Annotated in this window: 17 protein-coding genes and 1 pseudogene; 11 read left to right on the forward strand and 7 right to left on the reverse strand. The window is 70.5% G+C overall.

From position 1 onward, the window contains the following. Positions 1-26: 26 nt before the first annotated feature. Complete coding sequence (locus ACZ5Y0_RS33955) at positions 27-971, reverse strand: SDR family NAD(P)-dependent oxidoreductase (protein ID WP_469132521.1); 945 nt, start codon at positions 969-971, stop codon at positions 27-29. 617 nt (positions 972-1,588) lie between these two features. Between ACZ5Y0_RS33955 and ACZ5Y0_RS33960 the strand changes: the two genes are divergently transcribed. From ACZ5Y0_RS33960 to ACZ5Y0_RS33985, 6 genes are all read left to right on the forward strand, one after another. Further along, complete coding sequence (locus ACZ5Y0_RS33960) at positions 1,589-2,560, forward strand: alpha/beta hydrolase (RefSeq protein WP_469132505.1); 972 nt, start codon at positions 1,589-1,591, stop codon at positions 2,558-2,560. A gap of 100 nt (positions 2,561-2,660) precedes the next feature. Further along, positions 2,661-2,981: a GNAT family N-acetyltransferase gene (locus tag ACZ5Y0_RS33965; protein ID WP_469132506.1), complete on the forward strand. Its 321-nt coding sequence runs from the start codon at positions 2,661-2,663 to the stop codon at positions 2,979-2,981. Between the two features lie 555 nt (positions 2,982-3,536). After that, entirely contained in the window at positions 3,537-3,953 is a 417-nt protein-coding gene (locus tag ACZ5Y0_RS33970) for a MarR family winged helix-turn-helix transcriptional regulator (RefSeq protein WP_469132507.1), read from the forward strand. A 64-nt stretch (positions 3,954-4,017) separates the two neighbouring features. Beyond that, positions 4,018-5,658, forward strand: a complete 1,641-nt coding sequence (locus ACZ5Y0_RS33975; protein WP_469132522.1) for an NAD(P)/FAD-dependent oxidoreductase — start codon at positions 4,018-4,020, stop codon at positions 5,656-5,658. Continuing rightward, positions 5,655-7,106 (forward strand): ATP-binding protein, encoded by a 1,452-nt coding sequence (locus tag ACZ5Y0_RS33980; RefSeq protein WP_469132508.1) that lies wholly within the window; start codon positions 5,655-5,657, stop codon positions 7,104-7,106. Before ACZ5Y0_RS33975 ends, ACZ5Y0_RS33980 begins: the two co-directional genes overlap by 4 nt. Then, positions 7,103-7,456 (forward strand): UBP-type zinc finger domain-containing protein, encoded by a 354-nt coding sequence (locus ACZ5Y0_RS33985; protein WP_469132509.1) that lies wholly within the window; start codon positions 7,103-7,105, stop codon positions 7,454-7,456. Before ACZ5Y0_RS33980 ends, ACZ5Y0_RS33985 begins: the two co-directional genes overlap by 4 nt. 228 nt (positions 7,457-7,684) lie before the next feature. Here the strand turns inward: ACZ5Y0_RS33985 and ACZ5Y0_RS33990 are convergent, their stop codons facing one another. The 3 genes from ACZ5Y0_RS33990 to ACZ5Y0_RS34000 form a co-directional block, all read right to left on the reverse strand. Beyond that, on the reverse strand, positions 7,685-9,040 hold the full coding sequence (locus ACZ5Y0_RS33990) for a hypothetical protein (RefSeq protein ID WP_469132510.1): 1,356 nt from the start codon (positions 9,038-9,040) through the stop codon (positions 7,685-7,687). Positions 9,041-9,388: 348 nt separating this feature from the next. After that, positions 9,389-9,736, reverse strand: a complete 348-nt coding sequence (locus tag ACZ5Y0_RS33995; protein WP_469132523.1) for a DUF1214 domain-containing protein — start codon at positions 9,734-9,736, stop codon at positions 9,389-9,391. A gap of 90 nt (positions 9,737-9,826) precedes the next feature. Continuing rightward, a complete protein-coding gene (locus ACZ5Y0_RS34000) occupies positions 9,827-10,471 on the reverse strand; it encodes a GAP family protein (protein WP_469132511.1) in 645 nt (214 codons plus the stop codon). Positions 10,472-10,873: 402 nt separating this feature from the next. Here ACZ5Y0_RS34000 and ACZ5Y0_RS34005 point away from each other — a divergent pair, with 402 nt between their 5' ends. The 5 genes and pseudogenes from ACZ5Y0_RS34005 to ACZ5Y0_RS34025 all read left to right on the forward strand — a co-directional run bounded on the left by ACZ5Y0_RS34005 (position 10,874) and on the right by ACZ5Y0_RS34025 (position 15,783). Beyond that, the gene (locus tag ACZ5Y0_RS34005) at positions 10,874-11,695 is read left to right on the forward strand and encodes a PhzF family phenazine biosynthesis protein (protein WP_469132512.1); all 822 of its coding nucleotides are present in this window, start codon (positions 10,874-10,876) and stop codon (positions 11,693-11,695) included. Positions 11,696-12,221: 526 nt separating this feature from the next. After that, the gene (locus ACZ5Y0_RS34010; RefSeq protein WP_469132513.1) at positions 12,222-13,640 is read left to right on the forward strand and encodes a glycosyl hydrolase family 28-related protein; all 1,419 of its coding nucleotides are present in this window, start codon (positions 12,222-12,224) and stop codon (positions 13,638-13,640) included. 374 nt (positions 13,641-14,014) lie between these two features. Continuing rightward, positions 14,015-14,327: pseudogene (locus ACZ5Y0_RS34015) on the forward strand (FAD-dependent monooxygenase); the annotation flags it as partial. Between the two features lie 131 nt (positions 14,328-14,458). Beyond that, positions 14,459-15,004 (forward strand): sortase, encoded by a 546-nt coding sequence (locus ACZ5Y0_RS34020; RefSeq protein ID WP_469132514.1) that lies wholly within the window; start codon positions 14,459-14,461, stop codon positions 15,002-15,004. A 164-nt stretch (positions 15,005-15,168) separates the two neighbouring features. Then, the gene (locus ACZ5Y0_RS34025; protein ID WP_469132524.1) at positions 15,169-15,783 is read left to right on the forward strand and encodes a class F sortase; all 615 of its coding nucleotides are present in this window, start codon (positions 15,169-15,171) and stop codon (positions 15,781-15,783) included. A 405-nt stretch (positions 15,784-16,188) separates the two neighbouring features. On the opposite strand, the gene ACZ5Y0_RS34030 is transcribed toward ACZ5Y0_RS34025, so the two are convergent. The 3 genes from ACZ5Y0_RS34030 to ACZ5Y0_RS34040 form a co-directional block, all read right to left on the reverse strand. Continuing rightward, the gene (locus ACZ5Y0_RS34030) at positions 16,189-19,098 is read right to left on the reverse strand and encodes a helix-turn-helix transcriptional regulator (RefSeq protein WP_469132515.1); all 2,910 of its coding nucleotides are present in this window, start codon (positions 19,096-19,098) and stop codon (positions 16,189-16,191) included. Positions 19,099-19,170: 72 nt separating this feature from the next. After that, a complete protein-coding gene (locus tag ACZ5Y0_RS34035) occupies positions 19,171-19,392 on the reverse strand; it encodes a hypothetical protein (protein ID WP_469132516.1) in 222 nt (73 codons plus the stop codon). Positions 19,393-19,505: 113 nt separating this feature from the next. Beyond that, positions 19,506-22,292 carry a type 2 lanthipeptide synthetase LanM family protein gene (locus ACZ5Y0_RS34040; RefSeq protein WP_469132517.1) on the reverse strand — a complete coding sequence of 929 codons (2,787 nt, stop codon included), beginning with the start codon at positions 22,290-22,292 and terminating at the stop codon, positions 19,506-19,508. Positions 22,293-22,478: the final 186 nt, after the last annotated feature.

Here is a 22,478-nt window from a genome sequence, read left to right on the forward strand (position 1 = left end):
CGAGCGGCAGTGGGCAGCTCTTCCGCTCACCCCGAGAGGGCGTCGGTGGCGTAGTCCCACAGCCGGTCCGCGGCAGCCGGATCGACGGCGTGCGCGGCGACACCGCTGGCTTCCCCCCGGTCACCGGCGACGACCTCGGCCTCCTGATTGTTCTCGAAGTAGCGTCCGGTCACGCCGGCCACCGACGGAGACGCGGCGAGCAGCACCGATCCTGCGGCTCCCTGTGGGGGAGTCTTGTAGTGGGGCAGTGGCTTCACCTTGCCGTCGTCGTCCATCACGCCGAAGGAGCGCATGGTGTCGTCGTCGAGGTGCCGCTGCAGGTTGGTCAACACGTATCCGGGGTTGACCGCGTTGGCTGTGATGCCGTCCGTCCACCAGCGGTGGGCGCCCACCGCGAGGAGGACGTCGGCTGTCTTGGACTGTCCGTAGGCTGCCCAGGGGTCGTAGGACCGGTGGTGGAACTGCGGATCGTCGAAGTCGAAGGGGAAGGCGCGGTGCGCTCCCGAACTCACGATCACGATTCGAGCGGACCCCGATGCGCGCATCGCCGGCAGGAGGGTGCTGGCCAGAGCGAAGTGACCCAGGTAGTTGGTCGCCAGCTGCATTTCCCAGCCTTCCGCGTTGGTCATCCGCTGCGGCAGGGCCATGACTCCGGCATTGGCGACCAGAATGTCCAGCGGACCCTGCCATGCGTTGGCGAAGTTGCGCACCGAGGAAAGGTCGGACAGTTCGAGGGCTTGGGCCCGAACGGATCCTGCTTCTGGAAAGCCGGCCAGTTCACGGGCGAGAGATGCGGCTGTTTCAGGGCGGCGGGTGGCCACGGTGACCTCTGCGCCTGCCAGGGCGAGGGCCCTGACGGTCTCGGCGCCGATGCCGGAGGTGCCTCCGGTGACCACGGCACGGCGCCCTGCCAGATCGATACCGTCGATCACGTCGAGAGCGGTGGCGCTGGGGGCGAAGGGAGTCGTCATCCGAGGGACTGGGTTCAAGGGGAACTCCTTGAGAACGCTTGGGCGTGCTGGTGCATACGAAGCTACGGCGGAGCGATTGGACGATCCATCGTTGGCCGTCCGACAGAGATGAGAGATCGTCCAGTCGCGGGTGAGGCGTGTATGCGGGCCGTCCCCTCCGTGCGGCAGGCAGCAGCCCCACCGGGCGACGGTTCATGGGCGCCGGAGTGCACGACGATGCACCCGCCCATCGGCCGCGCGCGTGGCCGTTGGGTCGCGCAAGGTCGGCCGGAAGCCGACCGGCAAAGCAGCTCGGGCCGCCGCGCGCGTGTCGTCCGCCGTCGCCGAGGCAGCAGGCTCGGCTTCTCCTGCCGACGCCACTGACTGAGCCGGTCTGCTGACGGAGCTGGGCGGAGCGAGCACTTCACCACGGTGCCGCCCGCGCGCCTTCTCCGCGGTCGAACCACCTCTTGTCCCGCTGGCGCCCGCGTCGCACCGTACCCGGCAAGGACTTCGGATCGGCCAACGCTGATCCCGTCCGGATCCGAGGAGTTTGCGCCCCGATCCGAGGGGCTTCCGCCCACGCGGCAGACCAAGCTGGTGTGTGTTCACAGCCCCCACCGATCAGGGAGTACGTCATGGCTGGTAACCCTCGAAACATCGCTCTGGAGCCCGCTGCGCAGGCTTTCGTGGATGCCACATCGGAGCCGCCGTTCCTCTACCAGATGACGCCCGAGGAGGGGCGTAAGACGGTCGATGGTGTGCAGGACACGCCGATCTTCAAGCCGGAGGTCGACGAGGAGTGGCAGGAGGTCCTGGGCGGCCCCACCGGCAGCGTCAGGATCCGCATCGTGCGTCCGGCGGGCTCGGCCGGAACCACACTGCCGGTCATCCTCTACGTCCACGGTGCCGGCTGGGTTTTCGGCAACGCCCACACCCATGACCGCCTGGTGCGCGACCTGGCCGTCGGGGCGAACGCCGCGGTGGTCTTCCCCGAGTACGACCGCTCGCCGGAGGTCGGCTACCCCGTCGCGCTCGAGCAGAGCTACGCCGCCGCGCAGTGGGTCGTCAGCAACGGCGCCGACAACCATCTCGACGCCACGCGGATCGCCGTCTCCGGCGACTCGGTCGGCGGCAACATGGCCACCGCGCTGACCCTTCTGGCCAAGGAGCGTGGTGACGTCCGCTTCGTCAAGCAGGTGCTGTTCTACCCGGTGACCGACGCCGCGTTCGACACCGCCTCCTACGAGGAGTTCGCCGAGGGCTACTTCCTCTCCCGCGAGGGCATGAAGTGGTTCTGGGACCAGTACACCCTCAGCGAGGAGGAGCGCGGCCAGGTCACCGTCTCCCCGCTGCGCGCCGGCCTCGATGACCTCGCCGGCCTGCCGCCGGCCCTCATCATCACCGCCGAGGCCGACGTCCTGCGCGACGAGGGCGAGGCCTACGCCGCCCGGCTGCGCCAGGCCGGCGTGGCCGCGACCAACGCCCGCTTCGGCGGCATCGTCCACGACTTCGTCATGGTCAACGCTCTGCACGACACCGAGGCCGCCAAGCACGCCGTCCTCCTGGCCGTCGCCAGCCTCAAGGAAGCCCTCGGCACCACCGGCTGACCCTCCCCGACGGCGGCCGCCCCCACCGGCGGCCGCCGCGGAAACCATGCCCCCATGGCACACCTGACATTTATGGCCCCGACTCATCAGGAGAGTCAGCATGAGCGACACGCAGACGCCCACCGTGCAGATCGTCGACAACGCAGCAGCGAACAGGTACGAGGCGCGCATCGGAAACGAAGTGGCGGGCTTCGCCGATTACATCCGCACGAAGCGTCTCATCGCCTTCGTGCACACGGAGGTCAACCCCGGCTACGAGGGGCAGGGGGTCGGTGCGGCCCTCGTCCGTTCGTCCCTGGACGAAGCGCGTACTGCCGGCCTCGACGTCCTGCCCGTGTGCCCCTTCTACGCAGGCTGGATCGCTCGTCACCCCGACTACCAGGGGCTTCTCTACTCGGGCAAGAGCAAGGTCAGCGACTGACGACCACAAGAGCTCATGCCGGCGTGGATCGAACGCTGCGGCTCAGCGCCAATCGGTACGAGGACGCAGACATCGACGTCCGTCAGAAGCGCGGATCCGCCGGCATCGGGTGGAATGCCGGCGCGGGCCGCCGACTGTCTCGACGTGGAACGCACTCCTGGGATCGGGGTGGGGGCCGCTCCCACGTCGGCCGGCACCGGAGCGAGGGAGCGTTGCTCGAGTGGCGTTCTGCTGTACCAGTTCGTTCGGAGCGCGACACTGCCACAGCGGCCCACTCGACTGCGGCGGCGTCCGGACGGAATTCTGCGTGTCCGAGGTGACTTGCGCGTGGAAGAGCGGCAGGCATCCGCCGTGAAGTGAGCGCGATCCTCTGAGGGTGCGCAAGATCCGGCGATCAGCCCTTCTGTGACCACTCCGGCCCCGGCGGGCGTATCGCTTGCATTTCTCTGACCAGCGGGGCCACATGGAACCGCCGTCTCGTATGGTGGACAAATGGACAATAGACCGTCCTCGTTGTCGGTAATGGAATTGCGGGCGTGGCGGAACCTGCTGCACATGAGTGCGCTGCTGGCCAGCCGGACAGCGCGGCCCATCCAGGTCGAGTTCGGTCTTTCCGAAGCTGATTTCGCCGTGTTGACGGAGTTGACGCAGACCGCAGCAGGCGACGGCTGGATGCTTATCTCAGAACTGGTCAACTGTCTGGCCTGGGAGAAGAGTCGGCTGTCGCATCAATTGAGCCGCATGGAGAGAAGAGGTCTGGTCGTCAGGAAGGAATACACCGATGACAGGCGCACAGCTCTCGTCGCCACTACCCAAGAGGGCCGGTCGGCCATCATTGAGGCAACTCCCCGACAGGCGCAAGAAATTCGACGACTCTTCTTCGACCATCTTTCTCCCGGTCAAATAGTTTGGCTCGCGGAGACAGCGGAGCGCATCATAGAGAATGTGTGTGCCGCTCCTGAAATTCCTTAAGTGTTTTGCCCGAAGATTTGAGGGACTCGTGCCAGAGGAAACCGAGGCGGCTCGGACCGTCATCATGACCGTAGACGATGACCCAGGAGTTTCCCGAGCCATCGCCAGGGACCTGCGCCGACGCTATGGAGCCTCGCATCGGATCGTACGGGCGGAATCGGGTGAGACGGCCCTCGAAGCACTCAGGGAGTTGAAGCTGCGCGGCGACCAGGTGGCCGTGATCCTGGCTGACCACCGCATGCCGAACATGAACGGTATCGAATTCCTCGAGCAGGCCATGGACGTATACCCGGGCGCCCGCCGCGTCCTGCTGACCGCCTACGCGGACACCAACGCGGCGATCGACGCGATCAACGTGGTGGATCTCGACCACTACCTGCTCAAGCCGTGGGACCCGCCGGAGGAGAAGTTCTATCCGGTCCTCGACGACCTGTTGACGGCGTGGCGAGCCAGTGACCACCGGCCCGTGCCCAGCATCAAGATCATCGGCCACCGCTGGTCCGCTCGCTCCGCGCACGTCCGTGACTTCCTGGCCCGTAACCAGGTGCCCTACCGGTGGTACTCCTCCGACGAGCCCGAGGCGCGACGGCTGTTGGCCGCCGCGGGCCAGGACGGATCACGCCTGCCCATCGTGATCACCCCGGACGGAACGCCGCTGGTGGAGCCGGAGGTACCCGACCTGGCCGCGCGAGTGGGCCTGGCGACCGAGCCCGCCACCGACTTCTACGATCTGGTCGTCATCGGGGGAGGCCCGGCCGGCCTCGGCGCAGCCGTCTACGGCGCATCAGAGGGACTACGCACCGTCTTGGTCGAACGGTCCGCAACCGGAGGGCAGGCCGGACAGAGCTCACGCATCGAAAACTACCTGGGCTTTCCCGACGGCGTGTCCGGAGCTCAGCTGACCGACCGAGCGCGGCGGCAGGCGGCCAAGTTCGGCGCGGAGATCCTCACGGCGCGTGAAGTGACCAGACTCGAAGCCAAGGGCCCCGCTCGCGTCATACGATTCTCCGACGGCTCCGGGATCGCCGCGCGCAGCGTCATTCTCGCCACGGGAGTGTCCTACCGTCAGCTGCCTGCGCCGGGCGCCGACGCCCTGGCAGGCTGCGGGGTGTACTACGGCTCGGCTCTGACCGAAGCCGCGTCCTGTGAGGGCCACGAGGTGTACGTCGTGGGCGGCGCCAACTCGGCCGGACAAGCCGCGATGCACCTTTCGCGTACAGCCAAGTCGGTGACCCTCCTGGTGCGCGGGACGTCTCTGACGGCATCGATGTCGCATTACCTCATCCAGCAGATCGAGCAGACAGCCAACATTCGCGTGCGCTGCCACACGGTCGTCGACTCCGCCCACGGTACGGATCACCTGAGACAGCTCACCCTGCGCGACACCCGGACGGGCCAGAGCGACATCGTCGACACGCACTGGCTGTTCGTCTTCATCGGCGCCGCCCCGCTGACCGACTGGCTCCGCGACACCGTCCTGCGCGACGACCGCGGCTTCATCCTGGCAGGACCCGACCTGAGCCCGGAGGGAAGTCACCCGGCCAGCTGGGAACCGGACCGGCCCCCGTATCACCTGGAGACCAGCATCCCAGGGGTGTTCGTCGCCGGTGACGCGCGCGCGGAGTCAGCCAAGCGCGTCGCCTCGGCGGTCGGCGAGGGTGCCATGGCCGTCATGCTGGTCCATCGCTACCTGGAGCAGTCATGAGCAGCTCCCTGCCCTGCGACGTCCAGGAGATCGAGCAGCTGTTCCTCTTCGACAGGCTCGCCCCCGAACAGCTCGCGTGCCTGTGCGCCGCCGGGCGAGTCGAGCTGTTCGACCCTGGCGTCCTCTACATCGAGGGACGGCCGGCGACCTGCTTCTACGTGCTGCTCGAGGGCACCGTGGTGATGTACCGCAGAGTCGGCCGCGACGACGTCGAGGTCAACCGCACCTCACGACGCGGCGTCTACGCCGGCGCCATGCAGGCATACCTCGGGGACCGGACACCACAGGTCTACAACAACACCCTGCGCGTCACCGAGCCGACGAGGTTCTTCGTGCTGCCCGCCGAGACCTTCGCCAACATCGTGCGGGAATGGTTCCCCATGGCCGTCCACCTGCTGGAAGGGCTTTTCTTCGGAGTGAAGAACACCCAGCAGGCCATCGGTCAGCGCGAACGACTCCTGGCACTCGGGTCGCTGTCGGCGGGGCTCACCCACGAACTCAACAACCCGGCCGCCGCGGCCACCAGAGCGGTCGCCACGCTGCGGGAGCGGGTAGCCGCCATGCGCCACGACCTCGCTGTGATCGCCGGGGGCCAGTTGACGACGACCACGAGCGCTGTGCTGATCGACGTGCAGCAGCAGACGGCCGAACGGGTCGCCAAGGCACCGCGACTCGGCCCGCTGGAAGCCGCCGACCGGGAAGACACCCTCACCGACTGGCTCGACGATCACGGCATCGAAAACAGCTGGCAGATCGCGCCGGCCCTCGCCCAGGCCGGTCTGGACGACGCCTGGCTGGAACACATCGCAGCGAAGATCGACCAGGCCGCCCTGCCGGCAGTGATCGGCTGGCTCAGCGGGACCATCGAGAGCGAGCTGCTGATGAACGAGATCACGGAATCGACGGCACGCATCTCGCACCTCGTGGACGGCGCCAAGCAATACGCGCAGCTGGACCGAGCGCCCTACCGTCCGGTCGACGTACACGAGCTGCTCGACAGCACCGTGCTGATGCTGTCCAGCAAGATCGGTCCACGCATCACGGTCATCAAGGAATACGACAGGACGCTGCCGGCCGTACCGGCATACGCCGCCGAGCTCAACCAAGTCTGGACCAACCTGATCGACAATGCCCTGGCCGCCATGAACGGCGGCGACGACAAGGGCTCGCTCACCATCCGCACCGCCCGCGTCCAGAACCAACTGCTCGTCGAGATCCGTGACACCGGTGCCGGCATCGACGCCGAGATCCGCGATCGAATCTTCGATCCCTTCTTCACCACCAAAGCCGTGGGAGAAGGCACCGGGCTCGGCCTCGACATCGCCTGGCGAATCGTGGTCAACAAACATCACGGCGACCTCCAGGTCGAGTCCGTACCAGGCGACACCCGCTTCCGGGTTCTGCTCCCCCTCACCGCCCCCGCACACAACCCCAAGGAGTCTCAGTGAGCAGCCATCCCGCCATCGACCGCACCGCCCCGCCGAGCGGCACCGGCTGTGCCGAATGCGAAGCGACCAACGGTTGGTGGTTCCATCTCAGGCGCTGCGCCGCATGTGGCCACGTCGGCTGTTGCGACAGCTCCCCCTCCCAGCACGCGACAGCCCACTACCGAGCCACCGGACACCCCGTCGTGCAGAGCTTTGAGCCCGGCGAGGACTGGTTCTGGAACTTCGTCGGCAAGGAGATCCTGGAGATCGGCGCGGAACTCGCGCCGCCCGGCAGTCACCCCGCAGAACAGCCGGCCCCGGGTCCGGCGGGCCGGGTGCCGCAGGACTGGGTGCGCCGACTGAGGCGCTGACACCGCTTCCCCCGGGTACACGGGCCGTTCGCCGTCCCCGAGCCGCCGACGGGCAACCGCCGATCAGCAAGGCCTTCGCTCACGGCCCCTCCTCCCGAGCGGATCGACGGCCGGGGCGCGATCCGGCCGCTGCCCGTGGTGGTGGCCGCCGGCACGACGACGGGAATGCCCCTCTGCGGCAGTCCAGCGCCCCGCACGTACCTCGCACCTCCTGGAGACGGACCGTCCTCAGCCGGTCGGTCGCGCCGGTGAATCATCAGCCGCACGTGCGCGTCCTTCCTGTGGGTTCCCCGCGAGGAACTCCACCAGGGCGGCCGCGAGGAGCCATACCAGTGCGATGCCGACGATCACCAGGGCGGTCGGGTAGCTCCACAGGATGGAGGTGAGTACGGCCAGACCCACCAGGACCCAGATGATCCATTGTCGGTGGCGCCGGACGAACGGTCCGACCGGACCGGTGCGCATACCCGCGCGGTCGGCGGTGGCGCGGACGGAGCCGATGCCGGAGTGCCACGATCGCCGTACGAACGTCGCCCGTCGGCCGTGCCCGCTCAGCCAGGCAGCCAGGGCGGCCACCACGGCGACCGTCACCGCCATGCGGACCGTGGTGCGCAGGTAGCGTGTGAGAGCGTCGTAGACGGACGCGGCAGCGGCCTGCGAGACGGTGTCCGGCAGCGCGTTCAGATACGCCACGCGGAAGACGGTCAGCCCCGCACCGAGCAGCAGCAGGGCGAAGGCGAAGGCGAGCGCGGCGGTCACCAGAACGCGGCGGCGGTGCATGGACAGCAAAACCCCGGCGGCGATGAGCAGCACGGAGAGTACGGGCAGCCAGAACCCGACCATCTGCAGGATCCGGAAGTACGTCTTGACCTTGCCGATGTCGTCGGCTCGCAGCACCGTGAGGTCGGTGTGCACTTCAGGGATCTCTGCGGCCGCGGCCATTCCGTCGTCGATGAGGCGCTGCTTGACCTGGTCGACGACCGGACCGAGGTCGACGGTGACAGAGTCGTTGTCGATCTTCACTGCGCCGCTGCGACTGCCCGTCAGCGCTTCGTCGACGGAGGAGTGGATCCGGCGGTTGGCATCGGTCCAGAAGTCCTCGAAGGTGTCGGAGGAGATGATCTCCTCCGACTTGTCGTGGACGAAGCTGCGGATGGCGCTCTCCAGTGAGTCGCCCAGTCTGCCGAGGGCCTTCTCGGCGAGCGGCCGGTCGGTCGGCGCCACCCCCTTCAGCAGGGTGGGCAGACCGATGTGTAGCATCACCGCGTTCGTGACCCGGTCCGCGACGGCCGCCTGGATGTCGGGATCGGAGGCGAGCGGGGCGACCGTGTCGATGTATCGGTCCGTGTCGCCGATCTCGTCCGCCGTCCAGGCCGCGACAACGGCCAGCGGGGCAAGGACGCAACCCGTGACGATGAGCAGCACAGAGAAGAAGGACCGCCAGCGGTGAGGGGCAGCCCGGGCCCTCTTGTCGGCCTCCAGAGCGGTGATACGTGCGCGTAGCCGCTCCAGCTCGGAGCGCTCGTCGGCGCTCGACGCGTCAGGTCGTTCACCGCCGGGACCCGCTGATCCGCCGTTCGGCATGACTCGACCCTCTCGTGCTGTGGGTTCCATGCCAGCACAACCCCGCCCATGGCCGAGCGCGAGCGTTCGGCGACCGTCGGAGTGAACGACAGGCGCAGCGCTCAGACCCCCGTGGTGCGTCACATCGACCGAGGCTCGGGGACAATTCCGGCGTCAGCCGGCGCACGGACTGGATGCCCCCTTCTCCCAGCGTGCCGGAGACCGGTCCCCGCGGGCCCGGTCGTCTGCGCGCACCATCCGGCCGGGGGCGCTCGTATCCGCAGCTTGCGCCGCGTGTCGGCGCACGAAGTCGGTAGCGAGGCCGCCCAGCAGGCGGCCGACTGCCACCGTTCGCGTTCGGCGCCCGGCTCACTCAGACGCCGGATGCACCTGTCGTCGGTGAGCCTGACGGCCTGCCCCGAAAGTTCCTTCCCGCCTTCGAGCGGCGATGGCGGGGAAGGTACAGGAGCCGTCGAGGATTTCTTTCCGTGTGCGGTAGAGCCGGATCAGGTGATTCCAGCCCTCCATGATCGGCAGACAGTCGGCGCGGCCCTCGGTGCAGCCGCCGAATCGGACGGTGATCGGCCCGTCGCTGTCGGGCATCCCGGTGACACTGTTGACGCTGTACGCGTCAAGGTCATTGGCCCGGAAGAATCCATCCGCGTCGTACAGCATGATCGACCAGAAGGCATCCACCGGGGCATCACGTGCCGTCAGTTCGTACTCTCCCTGCCGGCAGGGTCGGGTTGCCGGTGATGCAGGACGCGCGCGACTTCCCCTGGGGTGTCGCCGCCGGGGCCGTCTGTGTCAGGCGACCAGTTCGGCGATGCTCCGGGCCGTCAGCCACAGGCCGAGGAGCAGGGAGAGCGTGACGACCAGCGGTTCCTGACGCTGCTCCAGCCGGCTCCGCAAGGCGTTCAACCGGGCGTTCGCGACCTCGGGTGTCCTGACCACGTACAGCTCCATGACGATGAGGCTGAGTGTGGCCAGCAGACAGTAGCCGGTCAGTGCGAGCCAGTCGGCGAGGCCAGAGAGGTTCGCGTCGACAGCGGTCGCGGCGCCGGCGCCGACGAGCGCCCAGGGTTGTAACAGCCATGCCAGACCGGCTGCCGCGACCGGGGAGGCGTCGCCGACCCGGGCGACCCAGCGTGGCGGGCCGTGGGGGCGGGGCGGCCTGCGGTGCCGGTACGCGCCGTACAGCACCAGTGTCAGGCCGATGGCGAGTTTCGCGGCGATCGCGGCAGTCGAGGGCGCGCTGTGACGGGCAGGGGGCTGACCGCCCGTCAGCAGTACCACGCAGGCGATCACCGCGATCAGGTTGGCCAGCCACGACACCAGGAACGCCAGGCCCTGGCGAACGCCGCGCCGTGAGGCGAGCAGCAGGATGAAGGCGCTGTTGTGCAATGGCCCCAGGGTGACGGCCATACCGATCACAACCAGGTCGAGGACCATCGGACGAGTCACTCCTGGATGTCAGGGCCATCCCGTTGGCCACCCGTGGACGGGCGGACCGGCCGGCAGAGTGAGACGGCTGTGGTGCCGCAGCCCGACTCTGCTGGGGGCCGCCCGGCTGGTCAAGCAAGCCACGCCCAAGGACAGCACCGACGGGCTACCCGGGCGGGCATGGCCTGTCTCTGCGTCGGCTGTCGGTCGCTTGGAGGTGGCGCTGTCAGCGTGTTTGACCGGTCGACCTCCGCTTCCTCGGCCGCCGCGTCCGGCACGCGTCCTTCGTGTCAGCAACCGGCCGAGCGGCGCGGCCGGTTGTCCGTCCGGCTGCGCCGGGTGGGCGAGAACCAGTCCACCGGGGTTGGATTGACCCTTTTCGAGAAGGTGCCGGATGCTTACCTTCGCCGTATGCGGATCCGGATCATCGACGCGTTCACCGACCGCCCCTTCGCGGGCAACCCTGCCGCCGTCTGCCTGCTGGCCGGGCCGGGCTGGCCCGAGGATGCCTGGATGCGCCAGGTCGCCGCGGAGGTGAACCTGTCCGAGACCGCCTTCGTCCTGCCGCAGCCCGGCCAGGGCGAGACGGACTGGGCACTGCGCTGGTTCACCCCGGTGGAGGAGGCCCGCCTCTGCGGGCACGCCACGTTGGCCACGGTCCACGCGCTGCACAGGGACGGGCCGCTCGACGACGGCTGGGTACGCTTCGCCACCCGTAGTGGCGTGCTGCGAGCCCGGCTGGAGGCGGACGGCTCGATCACGCTCGACCTCCCCGCGAGTCCGCCCGTCCCCACCGAGCCGCTGCCCGGCCTGGAGGCCGCTCTCGGACACACAGTGACATCGGTGTTCGAGGCCGCGAACCTCGACAAGGCTCTGGTCATCCTGCCCGACGAGCACGCCGTGCGCGTCCTCACCCCCGACCTCGCCGCCGTGGGCCGACTGCCCGTTCGTAGCGTGACGGTCACCGCGCCCGCGGCCGACTCCACAGCCGACTACGACTTCGTCTCCCGCAACTTCTGCCCAGCCGCCGGCATCCCGGAGGACCCGGTCACCGGAGGCGCCCACACGGCGCTCGCTCCGTACTGGGCCAAACGGCTCGGCCGGACCAGGGTGACCGGGTACCAGGCCTCGGTACGCGGCGGACGGGTCGCCTGCGAAGTGAGCGGCGACCGGGTGTTGCTCTCCGGGCGGGCCGTCACCGTGGTGGACGGCACGCTGCACAGCGAGCCCTGAGAAGGGCCAGCGCACTGGGCGTCCCGGCTGGCCCGCCCGATGACGCCCGCCCCACCGCATCCAGAGGGCCGGGAGCCACAGCAGGGGAGTCCGCACACGCGCGATGGAGGACGAAGTCGTCCGGACCGGGCTGCCACCGCCACGCGGCCACGACAGGCGAAGGGGCAGGCAGGTGCCGGACACGGTACCGGCGTCGTCGGTCTCCAAACCAAGGGACACATGTACGAATAGGCGAAAGCCTTCACGGGCCCGTGCCGGAGCCACTACCCTGACAGGGCGTCATCATTCGCATCATTGGCGTAATCGGTCGGCGTGTCGGTCATCGTGCCGCGCCTGTCCGTGAGCAGCCGGTCATGCAGCCCGTCCCCGGGGAACGGACTGCTCTGCCGGGGGCCACCCTCCTTGAAACCCTCCGTTGAGCCGGCTCTTCGGCTCTTCGGCTCTTTGCACGGTCGACGGCCGAGCCCGGTTTCCTGTGGCCCCGATTCAGCACCCCGCGTCGACGAGACAAGCGACGGAGATCACCATGGCCACCAGTTACTGGTTCAACGTCCTGGATTACGGTGCGACCGCCAATGGTGTCACCGATGACACCACCGCAATCCAATCCGCGATCAACGCGGTGCCTTCCTCCGGCGGAACGGTCGTCTTCCCGGCGGGCACCTACAAAATCTCCTCCGCGTTGGTGACGCGCTCCAACCTGATCCTCCAAGGCGTCAGTGACGGCTCGTCGGTCATCGCGCAGAGCAGCACAACGGCCAACGGCCTCACGGGCACGGACATCACGAGGCTGACCGTCCACGATCTCACGGTCCGAGGACCGGGCAGCGGCAGCGGAAAGGGAATCCTGCTGACGCGATCGGCGAACCCCGCGACCGTCTCGCTGACGTTTTCACGGGTGACGGTGAAGTTCTTCGGCAACACCGGCATCGAGTTGTCCAACCCGATCGTGTCCACCTTCACCGGCGTGACCTCGGCCAACAACGGCAATCACGGCTGGGACATCCACGGTGTCTCCGCAGGTGCGGCAGGCACGAGCTGCTCGTTCATCTCCTGCTACGCCGACATCGTCACCAACGCCGGCTTCCGTCTCGACACGATGGCCTACTGTTCCTTCGTCGGCTGCGCCGCGGACCACTGCGGCATCGGCTACGAGGTGACCGGCGTCGGAAGCCAGGGCATCAGCTTCACGGGGTGTGGAGCCGAGTCCGCGGTCAACCGGGGCACCGGATACGACGGCTACAGCTGGAAGGTCAACGCGGCGATCGGTGTAGGCCTGTTCAACTCCTTCACCTACGACAGCCCCAACGTCAGCATCTGGGTCACCGGCGGCGCGCGAGGGGTCAGCATCCTCGGCTTCGCCGAGAACACACCCACCGGTGCGGCGGTCAACTCGATCAAGGTCGACTCCGGCTGCTCGGCCACCCTCGGTGACTTCAGCAACGTGGAACCCCTGTCACTGGCGGGCGCCACCAACATCATCAACGACACCGCCGGCGGCACGGTCGCCACCGGCTTCGTCTACGGCGCGGACTCCGCCTACTACGAGGGCACCGTCTCCTCGGGTACCGCGCCGACCTCGGCCGACCATCTGACGCGCAAGGACTACGTCGACGCCAAGGTCAACCCCGCCCCCGTCATACTCGCCGACGCCCCCACCATCGCCACCAACGCGGCCCTCGGCGATCTCTTCCGCGTCACCCTGGCGGGCAACAGAACCCTGGGCGCACCCACCAACCCCACCAACGGCCAACGCGTCACCTGGGAACTCATCCAGGACGCCACCGGAAACCGCACCCTCACCCTCAATTCGATCTTCGTCCGGGGCACCAGCATCCCCACCGTCACCCTCACCACGACGGCCGGCAAACGTGACTTCCTCACCGCGATCTACAACGCCACCACGAACAAGTGGTACGTCCTCGACTTCGTCAAGGGCTTCTGAGCAGCAGGTGAGCAGCAGAGACGACCGCAGTGCTCCACTCGCGGGCGGTCCTGGTCGGGGAGAATCGGCTGTAGGGCATCACCGTCTCTTCTCCCGTCGATGAGACCCGAGCGCGGGTGGCGGCCGATCAGGCCTGGGGCGGCAGCTGACACCGCGCTCCGACGAGGGCAGCCCCCTCATCGACGCCGGGAGCCCGCCCGCCGCCGCGGTCTCCGCCGATCGAGCGCCCCGGCGCCCTCCGCCCTTGCGGGACCGGGAACCCCGTCCTCCTCCCGGAGGCGGCGCGGCCGGAGTCCGCCTGGTCGATGGGTGCTACCGGAAGTTGAGGTGTCATCGGTGGTCCGGCCGACACCGGGGCAGACGCGTCAGGAGGCGTCGGGCCGCGGCCGATCACCACTCTCGCGGTCAGCCTGACCCGGCCGTCGACGCCAGGCGTCACGCTGCCCGGCGATGCCGCGCACCTGATGCCACCGGTGGGAGAGGGCGCCAACATGGCGCTGCTCGACGGAGCCCTGCTCGGTCTCGCGCCGGCCGCACACCCCGACGGCTTCCCGCCGCCGTCAAAGAATACGAACGCGAGACGTTCGAACGCACCAGTGCTGACGCACGGATGTCCGCGACATGCAGGAATTGCTGTTGTCGCCGGACGCCGCCCAGAAATTGCTCGCATTCTTCCAACCTGGCTGAAGGCAACCGCGGCGCCTCAGGTGGTGGCACGAACGCTCGTGGTCAGGTGATGGGTAGGCCTGCTGGGTGAATCGTGCGTCCGGCTGCCACGGTGCGGGGGGTGACAGGGCGTAAATCGCTTTATCGGTGGAATGGATGTGAGGCTCCGTGCAGACGAGCCGGACGCAGTGTCATTGGAGGATCCCTTGGGCAGCAAACATGTCGGCATTGGAATCGGGCTGGTGGTCGGTGTCCTGGTGTTGCAGGGTCCGGTCGCTGCCGCCGCCGGTGACTCACGTCTCGACATCCGCTCGCGACCGGGGTCTTCCGGTTCCACGGTCACTGTCAGCACCACCGCGTGCGGCGCGGACGTGACCTACGGCAAGGGCGAGTCGGACGTGGCGGGAGCGTTCCACCTCTTCGAAGGGGAGAGGAAGGGCGTCCTCACGGGCCAGTTCGCGGTGCCGGAAGGAACCGAGGCCACCACCGACACCGTCACCGTCAAATGCCCGCCGCGGGTGAAGCTCACCGATTCGTACACCCTGGCGGTGCGCCAGCCCCAGGGTGCCGTCGAGGCCGGCTTCGGAGACACCGGCAGCACAGCCGCGCAGCTCGCCGTGGGCGGGGTGCTGATGGCCGCAGGCGCTGCGGGTTGGCTGGCGCGAGTGCGTCACCGCGCGCAGGCGAACCGCACATGACCTTCGGCCTCTCGCCGCACCGGCTTCTGGGGTCCGCCTCACCCGGAGCCGCACGGCGAGGCTGTCCGTCCTTCCCCCGGTTGTGAGCAAGAGGCTGGAAAATGACGGCCCCCGGGCATCGAACCCGCGCTTCCTCGCCCCCGTACGTCCCGTCGGTGAAGCTTGTGACCTGGACTTTGGTACTGGGTGCGCTACTGGTCGGCGGTGCGCTGCACGAGGGGCAGCCACCGCAGCCTTCGGCGGGCCAGGCGTTCTCCACGCCGGCGGCTCCCACCGTCGCTCCCCCTGCCCCAGCGGCAGACCTGGCCCTTCAGCCGCTGCCGCCGGCACCACCCGTGCGGCTTCGGATTCCCGCCATCGGCGTGGACGCACCGGTGGGCAGGCTGGGCCTCGACGCGTCGGGGGCGCTCCAGCCCCCACCGGCCGACGATCCGAGGCTCGCCGGCTGGTACGGCGGGGGCACGTCCCCGGGATCCGTCGGGACAGCCGTCACCACGGGACACGTCGACCTGCCCACCGGGGGCCCAGGGGTCTTCTACAACCTTGGCTCCGTCACCAAGGGCGACACGATCGAGATCGACCGGACAGACCGGCGCACGGCCGTCTTCACCGTCGACGCAGTCGAGGTCTACGACAAGGAACGATTCCCCGACGAGAAGGTCTACGGCAGTTCGGACCAGGCTGAACTACGGGTGATCACCTGCGGCGGCGGTTACACCAAGGACACCGGTTACCAGGGCAACGTCGTCGTCTACGCCACGCTCACCGCGGTGCGCTAGGCAGGTGATGCCGGAGCGGGCCGCCGAGGTCGGGGTCGTGCAGCTCCTCAGCCCCTCGGGGTCCTGGCCTTTCGGCGGGCCGGGATACGGTGCCCGCCGGTGAGCAGCTTCACGTGGGCCTCGTCCAACCGGTCGCCGTTTCGGGTCCGGGCCGTGTGACGGCCGGTGACGACGCGGGTCTCCCGCAGGGCACGCGGGCCGGTCGTGCGGGTCGTAGCCGTCGGCGAGCCGCCGCGGGTCGACCCCGTCGGCCAGGGCGCGGCGACGTCGTCGGAGAGGGTTGCGGTCGCCGGGGCGCGGACCCTAAAGCGGCGAAAACACCATTGTCGGCCCCCAATGGCGCGACCCTCCCGGCGGGCCACCGGGTCACCACCCTCGCTCCGGGGCGGGGTGCCTGCCCGACCGTCAGGGCTGCTCCGCCGCTGCCAGGGCGCAGAGCTGCGAGCGGCTCAGCAGCCCGGTCTTGGCGATCAGGCTTGCGACGTGCTTCTCGACGGTGCGCGGCGAGATGTAGAGCCGGGCGGCGATGTCCTTGTTGCTGGGGCGGTTGGCCATCAGCTGGAAGATCTCGTACTCGCGGACCGTCATGCCCTTGAGGCGCAGCTCCGGCGGGATCAGGTCGCTGCCGGTGCGGTGCTGGCGCACCGGCGCGCCGATCGCACGGAGGAGGGTCCGGCAAGCGCCGACCACCGCGGTGGCGGAGGTCTCGCGGAAGTGCTGTTCGGCCTCCCGCAGCCATCCTTCCGGGTCGCCCCAGCTCAGCGCGTGGGCCTCCTCGGCGACCAACCGCTGCCCGAGGTGGCGGGCGGTGGGGTACGGGGCACCTGCCTCCTGGGCGAGAAGTGCCGCGCGTTCGGCCGCCTCCGGTCGGCCCTCCCTGCCGAGCAGGACGGCCTCGGCGAGCAGGACGAAGTGACGGTTCCAGCGCATCCGGCCTGCGGCGCTGGCGGCCACCCGGTCGAGGTGACCGCGGTCGGCCCGGCCGTCCAGGAGGTCGAGCAGCAGGCCGAGGCCGTGCCGTCCACTCAGGTGGAAGGTGGTCGGGTTCTCGGCCTCCAGCGCCTGGAGGTCGGCCATGGTCCGGGTCGCCCCGTCGCGGTCCTCCTCCAGGAGGGCGCAGAAGACCTGGGCCAGGCCGAGGGCCAGCGGCTCCTCGGGCGAGCAACTCCCGCCCCAGCGGCTGAAGTCGGCCAAGGCCGCCTCCATGGCCGTCCGGTCGCCCTGGTGGGCCGCCAGCACCGAGCGGGTCATCAGCAGGTAGCGGACCACCGGCGTCAGCTTCAGGCGGGCCGCCATGGTCAGCGTCTCGTCGCCCAGCGCCCGGGCCTCGGTGAACCGGCCGCGCAGCACGTCGTGCAGGGTGAGGATTCCGTCGATGTCGTAGACGACGGTGACCGCGCCCAGCCGCCGGGCCTCCGCGCGGGCTTCGTCCAGGGTGGCGGTGCTGCCGTCGTCCAGCCATCGGATGCCGCCGAGCCGGGTGAGCGCGTACATCCGCTGGAGCGGCAGGCTGTGCCGCTCGGCGGTGCTCGTCGCCCGTTCCAGGTAGGTGCTGGCCTCCGACAGGTCGCGTTCGCGGGCGACCATGCCCAGGAGCTCCCACGCCTGGCAGGCGACCAGGCCCAGGCCGTGCCGCTCGGCGGTGCCGAGCGCGGCCCGGGCCAGCCGCTCGGCCCGCTGGGTGCGGTCCTGTCCCGGCATGTTGAGGCACAGGTACGCCTCCACCACGTCGGTCAGCGCGGTGTGGGCCTCGTCCGGCGCCGTCTCCAGCAGGGCGCGCGCCCGTTCGATCTGGTTGTTGCCGTCGGCCCAGCGACCCGCCATGTACGCCACGTGCGCGAGGCGGGTGTGCAGGGCCGCCAGTCGGCCCGCGCCCAGGCCGGCCCCGACGAGTTCGCGCAGGCTGCCGGTGAGGTTGAGCGCGCGGGTCAGGTCACCGGTCTCCGCGAGCGCGGGCAGCAGTGCCTCCAGGGCCTCGGCGCGGGCGGCGGAGTCGCCGCCTGGCGCCAGTAATCGCTCGGCACGGTCGAGCAACGCAACCGCGGATCCGACCGCGCCGTCGGCGAGGGCGCGGCGTCCGGCCTCGGTGAACAGCCGACCGGCCCGGACGGGGTCGCCGGCGTCGGCGCGCAGGGTCGCCGCCATGGGACACCAGTCGCCCGGCAAGCCTGGATTCAGGGTCTCGATCGCGTTCGCGGCCTGGTGGGAGAGGGCGGCCCGGGCGGTCGGGGTGAGCTGCGCGAGCAACGCCTCGGCGGTCAGCGGGTGTTGGAAGGCGTACCAGTCGGGGGCGGGTTCGTCGGCCGCGACCAGCTGGGCCGCCACGCTCGCGTGCAGGTGGCTGAGCAGGTCCCGGTCGTCGACGCCGGTCATCAACTGGAGTACCGACAAGGGGAACCGTCGCCCCAGCACGGCGGCGGCGGAAAGCAGCGCCCGCCCCTGTGGGCCGAGTTGGTCGATGCGGTGGATCGCGCCCTCCAGCAGCGCCCTGGGCATGTTGCGCCGGAGGTCGCCCATCACCCGCCAGGCGGCGCCCTCGCGGATGAGCGAGCCGCCGGCGACCGCCCCCTGGAGGAGCTCCTCGACCAGGAACGGGATGCCCGCGCTGTCCTCCCACATCTGGACGAGCACCTCGGCGGGCAGCAGGCCGGGTTCGGTGTCCAGGCAGGAAGCGATCAGCCGGCCGACCTCCTCGGCGTCCAGCGGTGCCAGCCGGAACACCGTTCCGCTGCTACGGCGTTCGGCGGACTCGGCGAGGCGCAGCGCCTCGCCGGGCTCCGACCGGACGGTCGCCACCAGCATCAGCGGCTGCTGTTCGAGGTTGTCCACCAGGTACTCGACGACGGCGAGCGTCTCGGTGTCGGCGTCGTGCAGGTCCTCCAGCACCAGCAGGCATCCGTTCTCCCGGCCGGCGGAGGCGAGCAGTCGCAGGACCGCCTCGGCGAGCACCACCGTCGATCCCTGGTCGGAGGTGGCGGTGCTCCAGCCCGGGATGAGTCGGCCGAGCACCGGGCGGTACGGACCCAGGCTCGCCTCGTCCGGTGTCACCCCGCCACGGGAGAGCGGCATCAGCGCCTCGGTGAGAGGCCGGAGCGGCACCATCGGTCCGATGGTGCTGCTCCGGCCTCTCAGGACCCGGACGCCGGCGTTCAGCGCCGACCCGATCAACTCGGCGACCAGCCGCGACTTGCCGACCCCTCCTTCTCCGACCAGAAACGCCGCGCCTCCGCGTGACCGGTTCAGATCCCGCAACCATTCGCCTAGCTCGGTGACTTCGGCCTCACGGCCAATGAGATGAGCTGCCCGCAGACGCATACTTCCGGATGATACTCACCCGTCCCACCAAGGTCGCGGACCTGTTCGGACGGGGCCCTACGTGACGGCAGGTCAGACGGGCACCGACACGGTGGTCATGGTGGTGGAGCCGAGGCCGACCACCACGCCGCTGCCGAGGGTCAGTCCGGCCAGCGCCCGGGTCCGGGCGCACGCCCCGTTCCAGCGGACCAGTCGGATCTCGCCGGCGGGGTCGGTGGACGCCGCGGACGCGCCGGCGGCCTCGTCGTGGACGGTGCCGCTCTGCGGGAAGTGGAACATGGGTATTCCTTCCATGGGAATCGATCCCCACCTGGGATCAGCAGGGTTGTTGACTGTCGCGCTGTCCGAAAGGGTCGTCGTGGCGCCCGCGCGGCGGGCGCCGGATCGCAGACGGCGGTACCAGGCGCTCAACCCCACCCGCCGCCCTGGGCGGGGTCGAGGAGCAGGACCGAGGGCACGGTGTCGGCGAAGCCCAGCCGGAGCAGGGCGTAGCCGATGCCCGACAGCCCGGTGAGCAGGCCGGGCGTCGGTACGCGCCCCGGTGTCCCGCAGCGTGGCCCTCCGTCGTGGAGCAGTCCGAGGACCTGGCCGATCCGGCCGGTCAGGCTGCTCCGTGTCCCGGCGTCGCCGCGCCCGGCGAGGGCGGCCACCGCCTCCGCGATGCCCAGCTCGCCGTGACACAGACTGAGGTCGGCCACCGGCGGGCGCTCGGTGAGCCGGCGGCTCGCGACCCGAGCCGGGTCGTCCGCCGGCTGCGGACGGAAACCGGCGTCGGCCGCCGCCAGCACGACGCCGGCCGTTCCGGAGCACCACCCCGCGTCGAGCCGGTCCGTCGCCGCGAGGGCGGCGGCCAGCCTGGTCCGGCCGGCCCTCTCGGCCCGCGCGCCCGACGGACCGTCGGCGAACCGGGAGTGCCGGGCGAGCGCCCAGCCGATCCCGGCCTCGCCGAAGGCGAAGCCGAAGCGCTCCGGCGCCCCGTCGCGGGGCGGGCCGGTCGGCGCGAGCCGCAGCAGCCGTTCGGCGACCCGGTCGGCGAGGTCGGCAGCCTGCGGCAGCCCGCGCTCGCGGTGCACCGCGTGCAGGGCGGCGAGCGCTCCGGCCAGACCGGCCGACACGTCCGGTGGAGTGTCGTCGCCGAGCGCCGCCAGCGCCAAGGCGTCCAGCGCCGTCGGCAGACACCCGGCGAGATCGTCGTCGACCAGGGTGGCCACCCGTGCGAGGGCGTAACAGACTCCGCCCAGGCCTTCGAAGCCGCCCGGGCCCACGGCCCGGCTCAGCGCCGGGTCGGCGGCCATCGTGGCGACGAGTTCCGGCACCGGGGCGAGCGCCGCCCGGGCCAGCTCGGTGTGCCGGACGGAGCCGGTGAGCGCGCCGAGCTGGGCCAGGAAGAGGGCCACCCCGCTGTACCCCTGGGCCAGTCCGGCGCCCATGGGCAGCACCGTCCAGCGGTCGTCGACCGCCTCCAGGCCGATCCAGTTGACCCGCCCGCGCCCGCGCACGGACCGGCTGGCGATCTCGTCGGCGATCCCGGAGGCGGCGGCCAGCAGCGCGGAGGCTCCCGGCAGGGCGGCGGGAGCCGGACGGGCCCGGCGACCCACCCGGTGGCGGGGTCCGGTGGCGCCCGGCTCCGCGGACGCCAGGGTGGCCGAGATGATCCACTCCTGGGCGTGGCGGTCGACGGTGCTCATGGCGGCGAGCTTCGCCCGCGCCGAGGCGAGGCCGGAGGTGTCCAGGACGCCGTCCACCGGGCTTCCGTCCGAGGCGAAGACCTCCGGCGAGCCGGGCCGGTGGAAGAAGACGGGGACGTCGCCGTCCCACAGGTCGGCGATCTCGTGCTCGATGAGGGCCTGGTGGGCCGGGTCGCCGTCCGACTCGGCCCACAGCATCGCGAACATGGCGTCCCGGTCGAGCCCGTCGCGCAGCACCTGCGGATGGGTCGCCTCCTCCAGCAGGGTGGCGTACAGCATCGTCGGGCGGACCACGAGACGGCCGACCGCGTCCGCGCCGGCGGCCAGCGGCCCGGCCGGGCCGGACAGTTCGTCGCGGTGCAGCACGACGGCGTCGTACCCGGTGCGGAATCCGGCCAGCACCGCCGCCAGCCGGTCGGCGCTCCCGGGTGCCGCCGCCGCGCTGTACGGCCGGTTCAGCGCGCCGGTGAACGGCGCCGGGCGGCGCACCAGGCGCATCTCGTCCGTGCCGGCGTCCTGCCAGACCATCCGGGTGTTGGGGGACTGTCCACCCGGTGCGCCGCCCAGTGCGGAGACGTCGACCGCGCCGACCTCGCCCATCAGCAGCTGCGGCAGCAGGCAGGTGCGATGCACCGAGGAGGCGTGCGCCCCGGCGGCCGGATCCGGCCGGGTGGTTCCTCCCTCCCGCAGCACGGGGTGCAGCAGTGTCTCGACGTCGACGAGCATGGGCTGGTCGCCGTGCGCGAGGAGGTTCTCGTAGTGGAGGTCCACCGCTTCGAGGGTGTAGGCCAGCGCGATCAGCGCGCCCTGCCGACGGTGGAACCGGTCGATCTCGGTCAGCGAACGGCACGTCCGATGGTCGATGTACTCCAGCCACCCGTAACCGTCGCCGGCCACCCAGCGCGGGGTGCGCAGCCCCAGGCCCGGCACCTTGGCGTCCAGCCAGCCGGCCATGTGGTCCAGCAGCGCGTGCTGGTCGACCGGCCGCGGCTTGTAGACCGCGCTGCCGCCGCCGGCGAACCGGAGCACCGCCACCGACCTGCCTCGCTGGTGCAGATCCCCGAGCCCCAGCTCCACGGCGGTCAGCGGGCCCGGGTCCCGCCCGTCGAACAACTCGTCGGCCAGCTCCCGCCGGTCGGCGGCGAGCCGCGCCAGCAGCTCCGCGCCGGACCGGGCGGTGTGCAGGCAGGTCCGGGCCAGCAGACGGGCGAGCACCGGGTATCCGGCGAACAACCGGGTGAGACCCGTCCGGGTGCCCGCCCGGACGGCGAAGTCGGTGAACCGGGCCGCCGCGGTGGCGCCGGACAGGTTGCCGGCGTCCCGCGCGGCGGCGAGCTCGACGACCAGTGTCCGGGCGGCCGTCTTGGCCAACCGCCGTGCCAGCCAGCGCGCGTACTCCCGGACGAACACCGCCACCTCGCCGGGCTCGGCGCCGCTCGCCCCGGCTTGTTCGACCAGTTCGGCGACGGCCGCCCCCACCAGCGGGCGGAGCACCGGCTCGAACACCGCCGCCCCGTCCGCGGCGTCGGCGGGCGCGGGGGGGGGGGGGGGGGGGGGGGGGGGGGGGGGGGGGGGGGGGGGGGGGGGGGGGGGGGGGGGGGGGAGGGGGGGGAGGGGGGGGGGGGGGGGGGGGGGGGGGGGGGGGGGGGGGGGGGGGGGGGGAGGGGGGGGGAGGGGGGGGGGAGGGAGGGC

It is taken from the genome of Streptomyces sp. NPDC033216 (assembly GCF_055577115.1).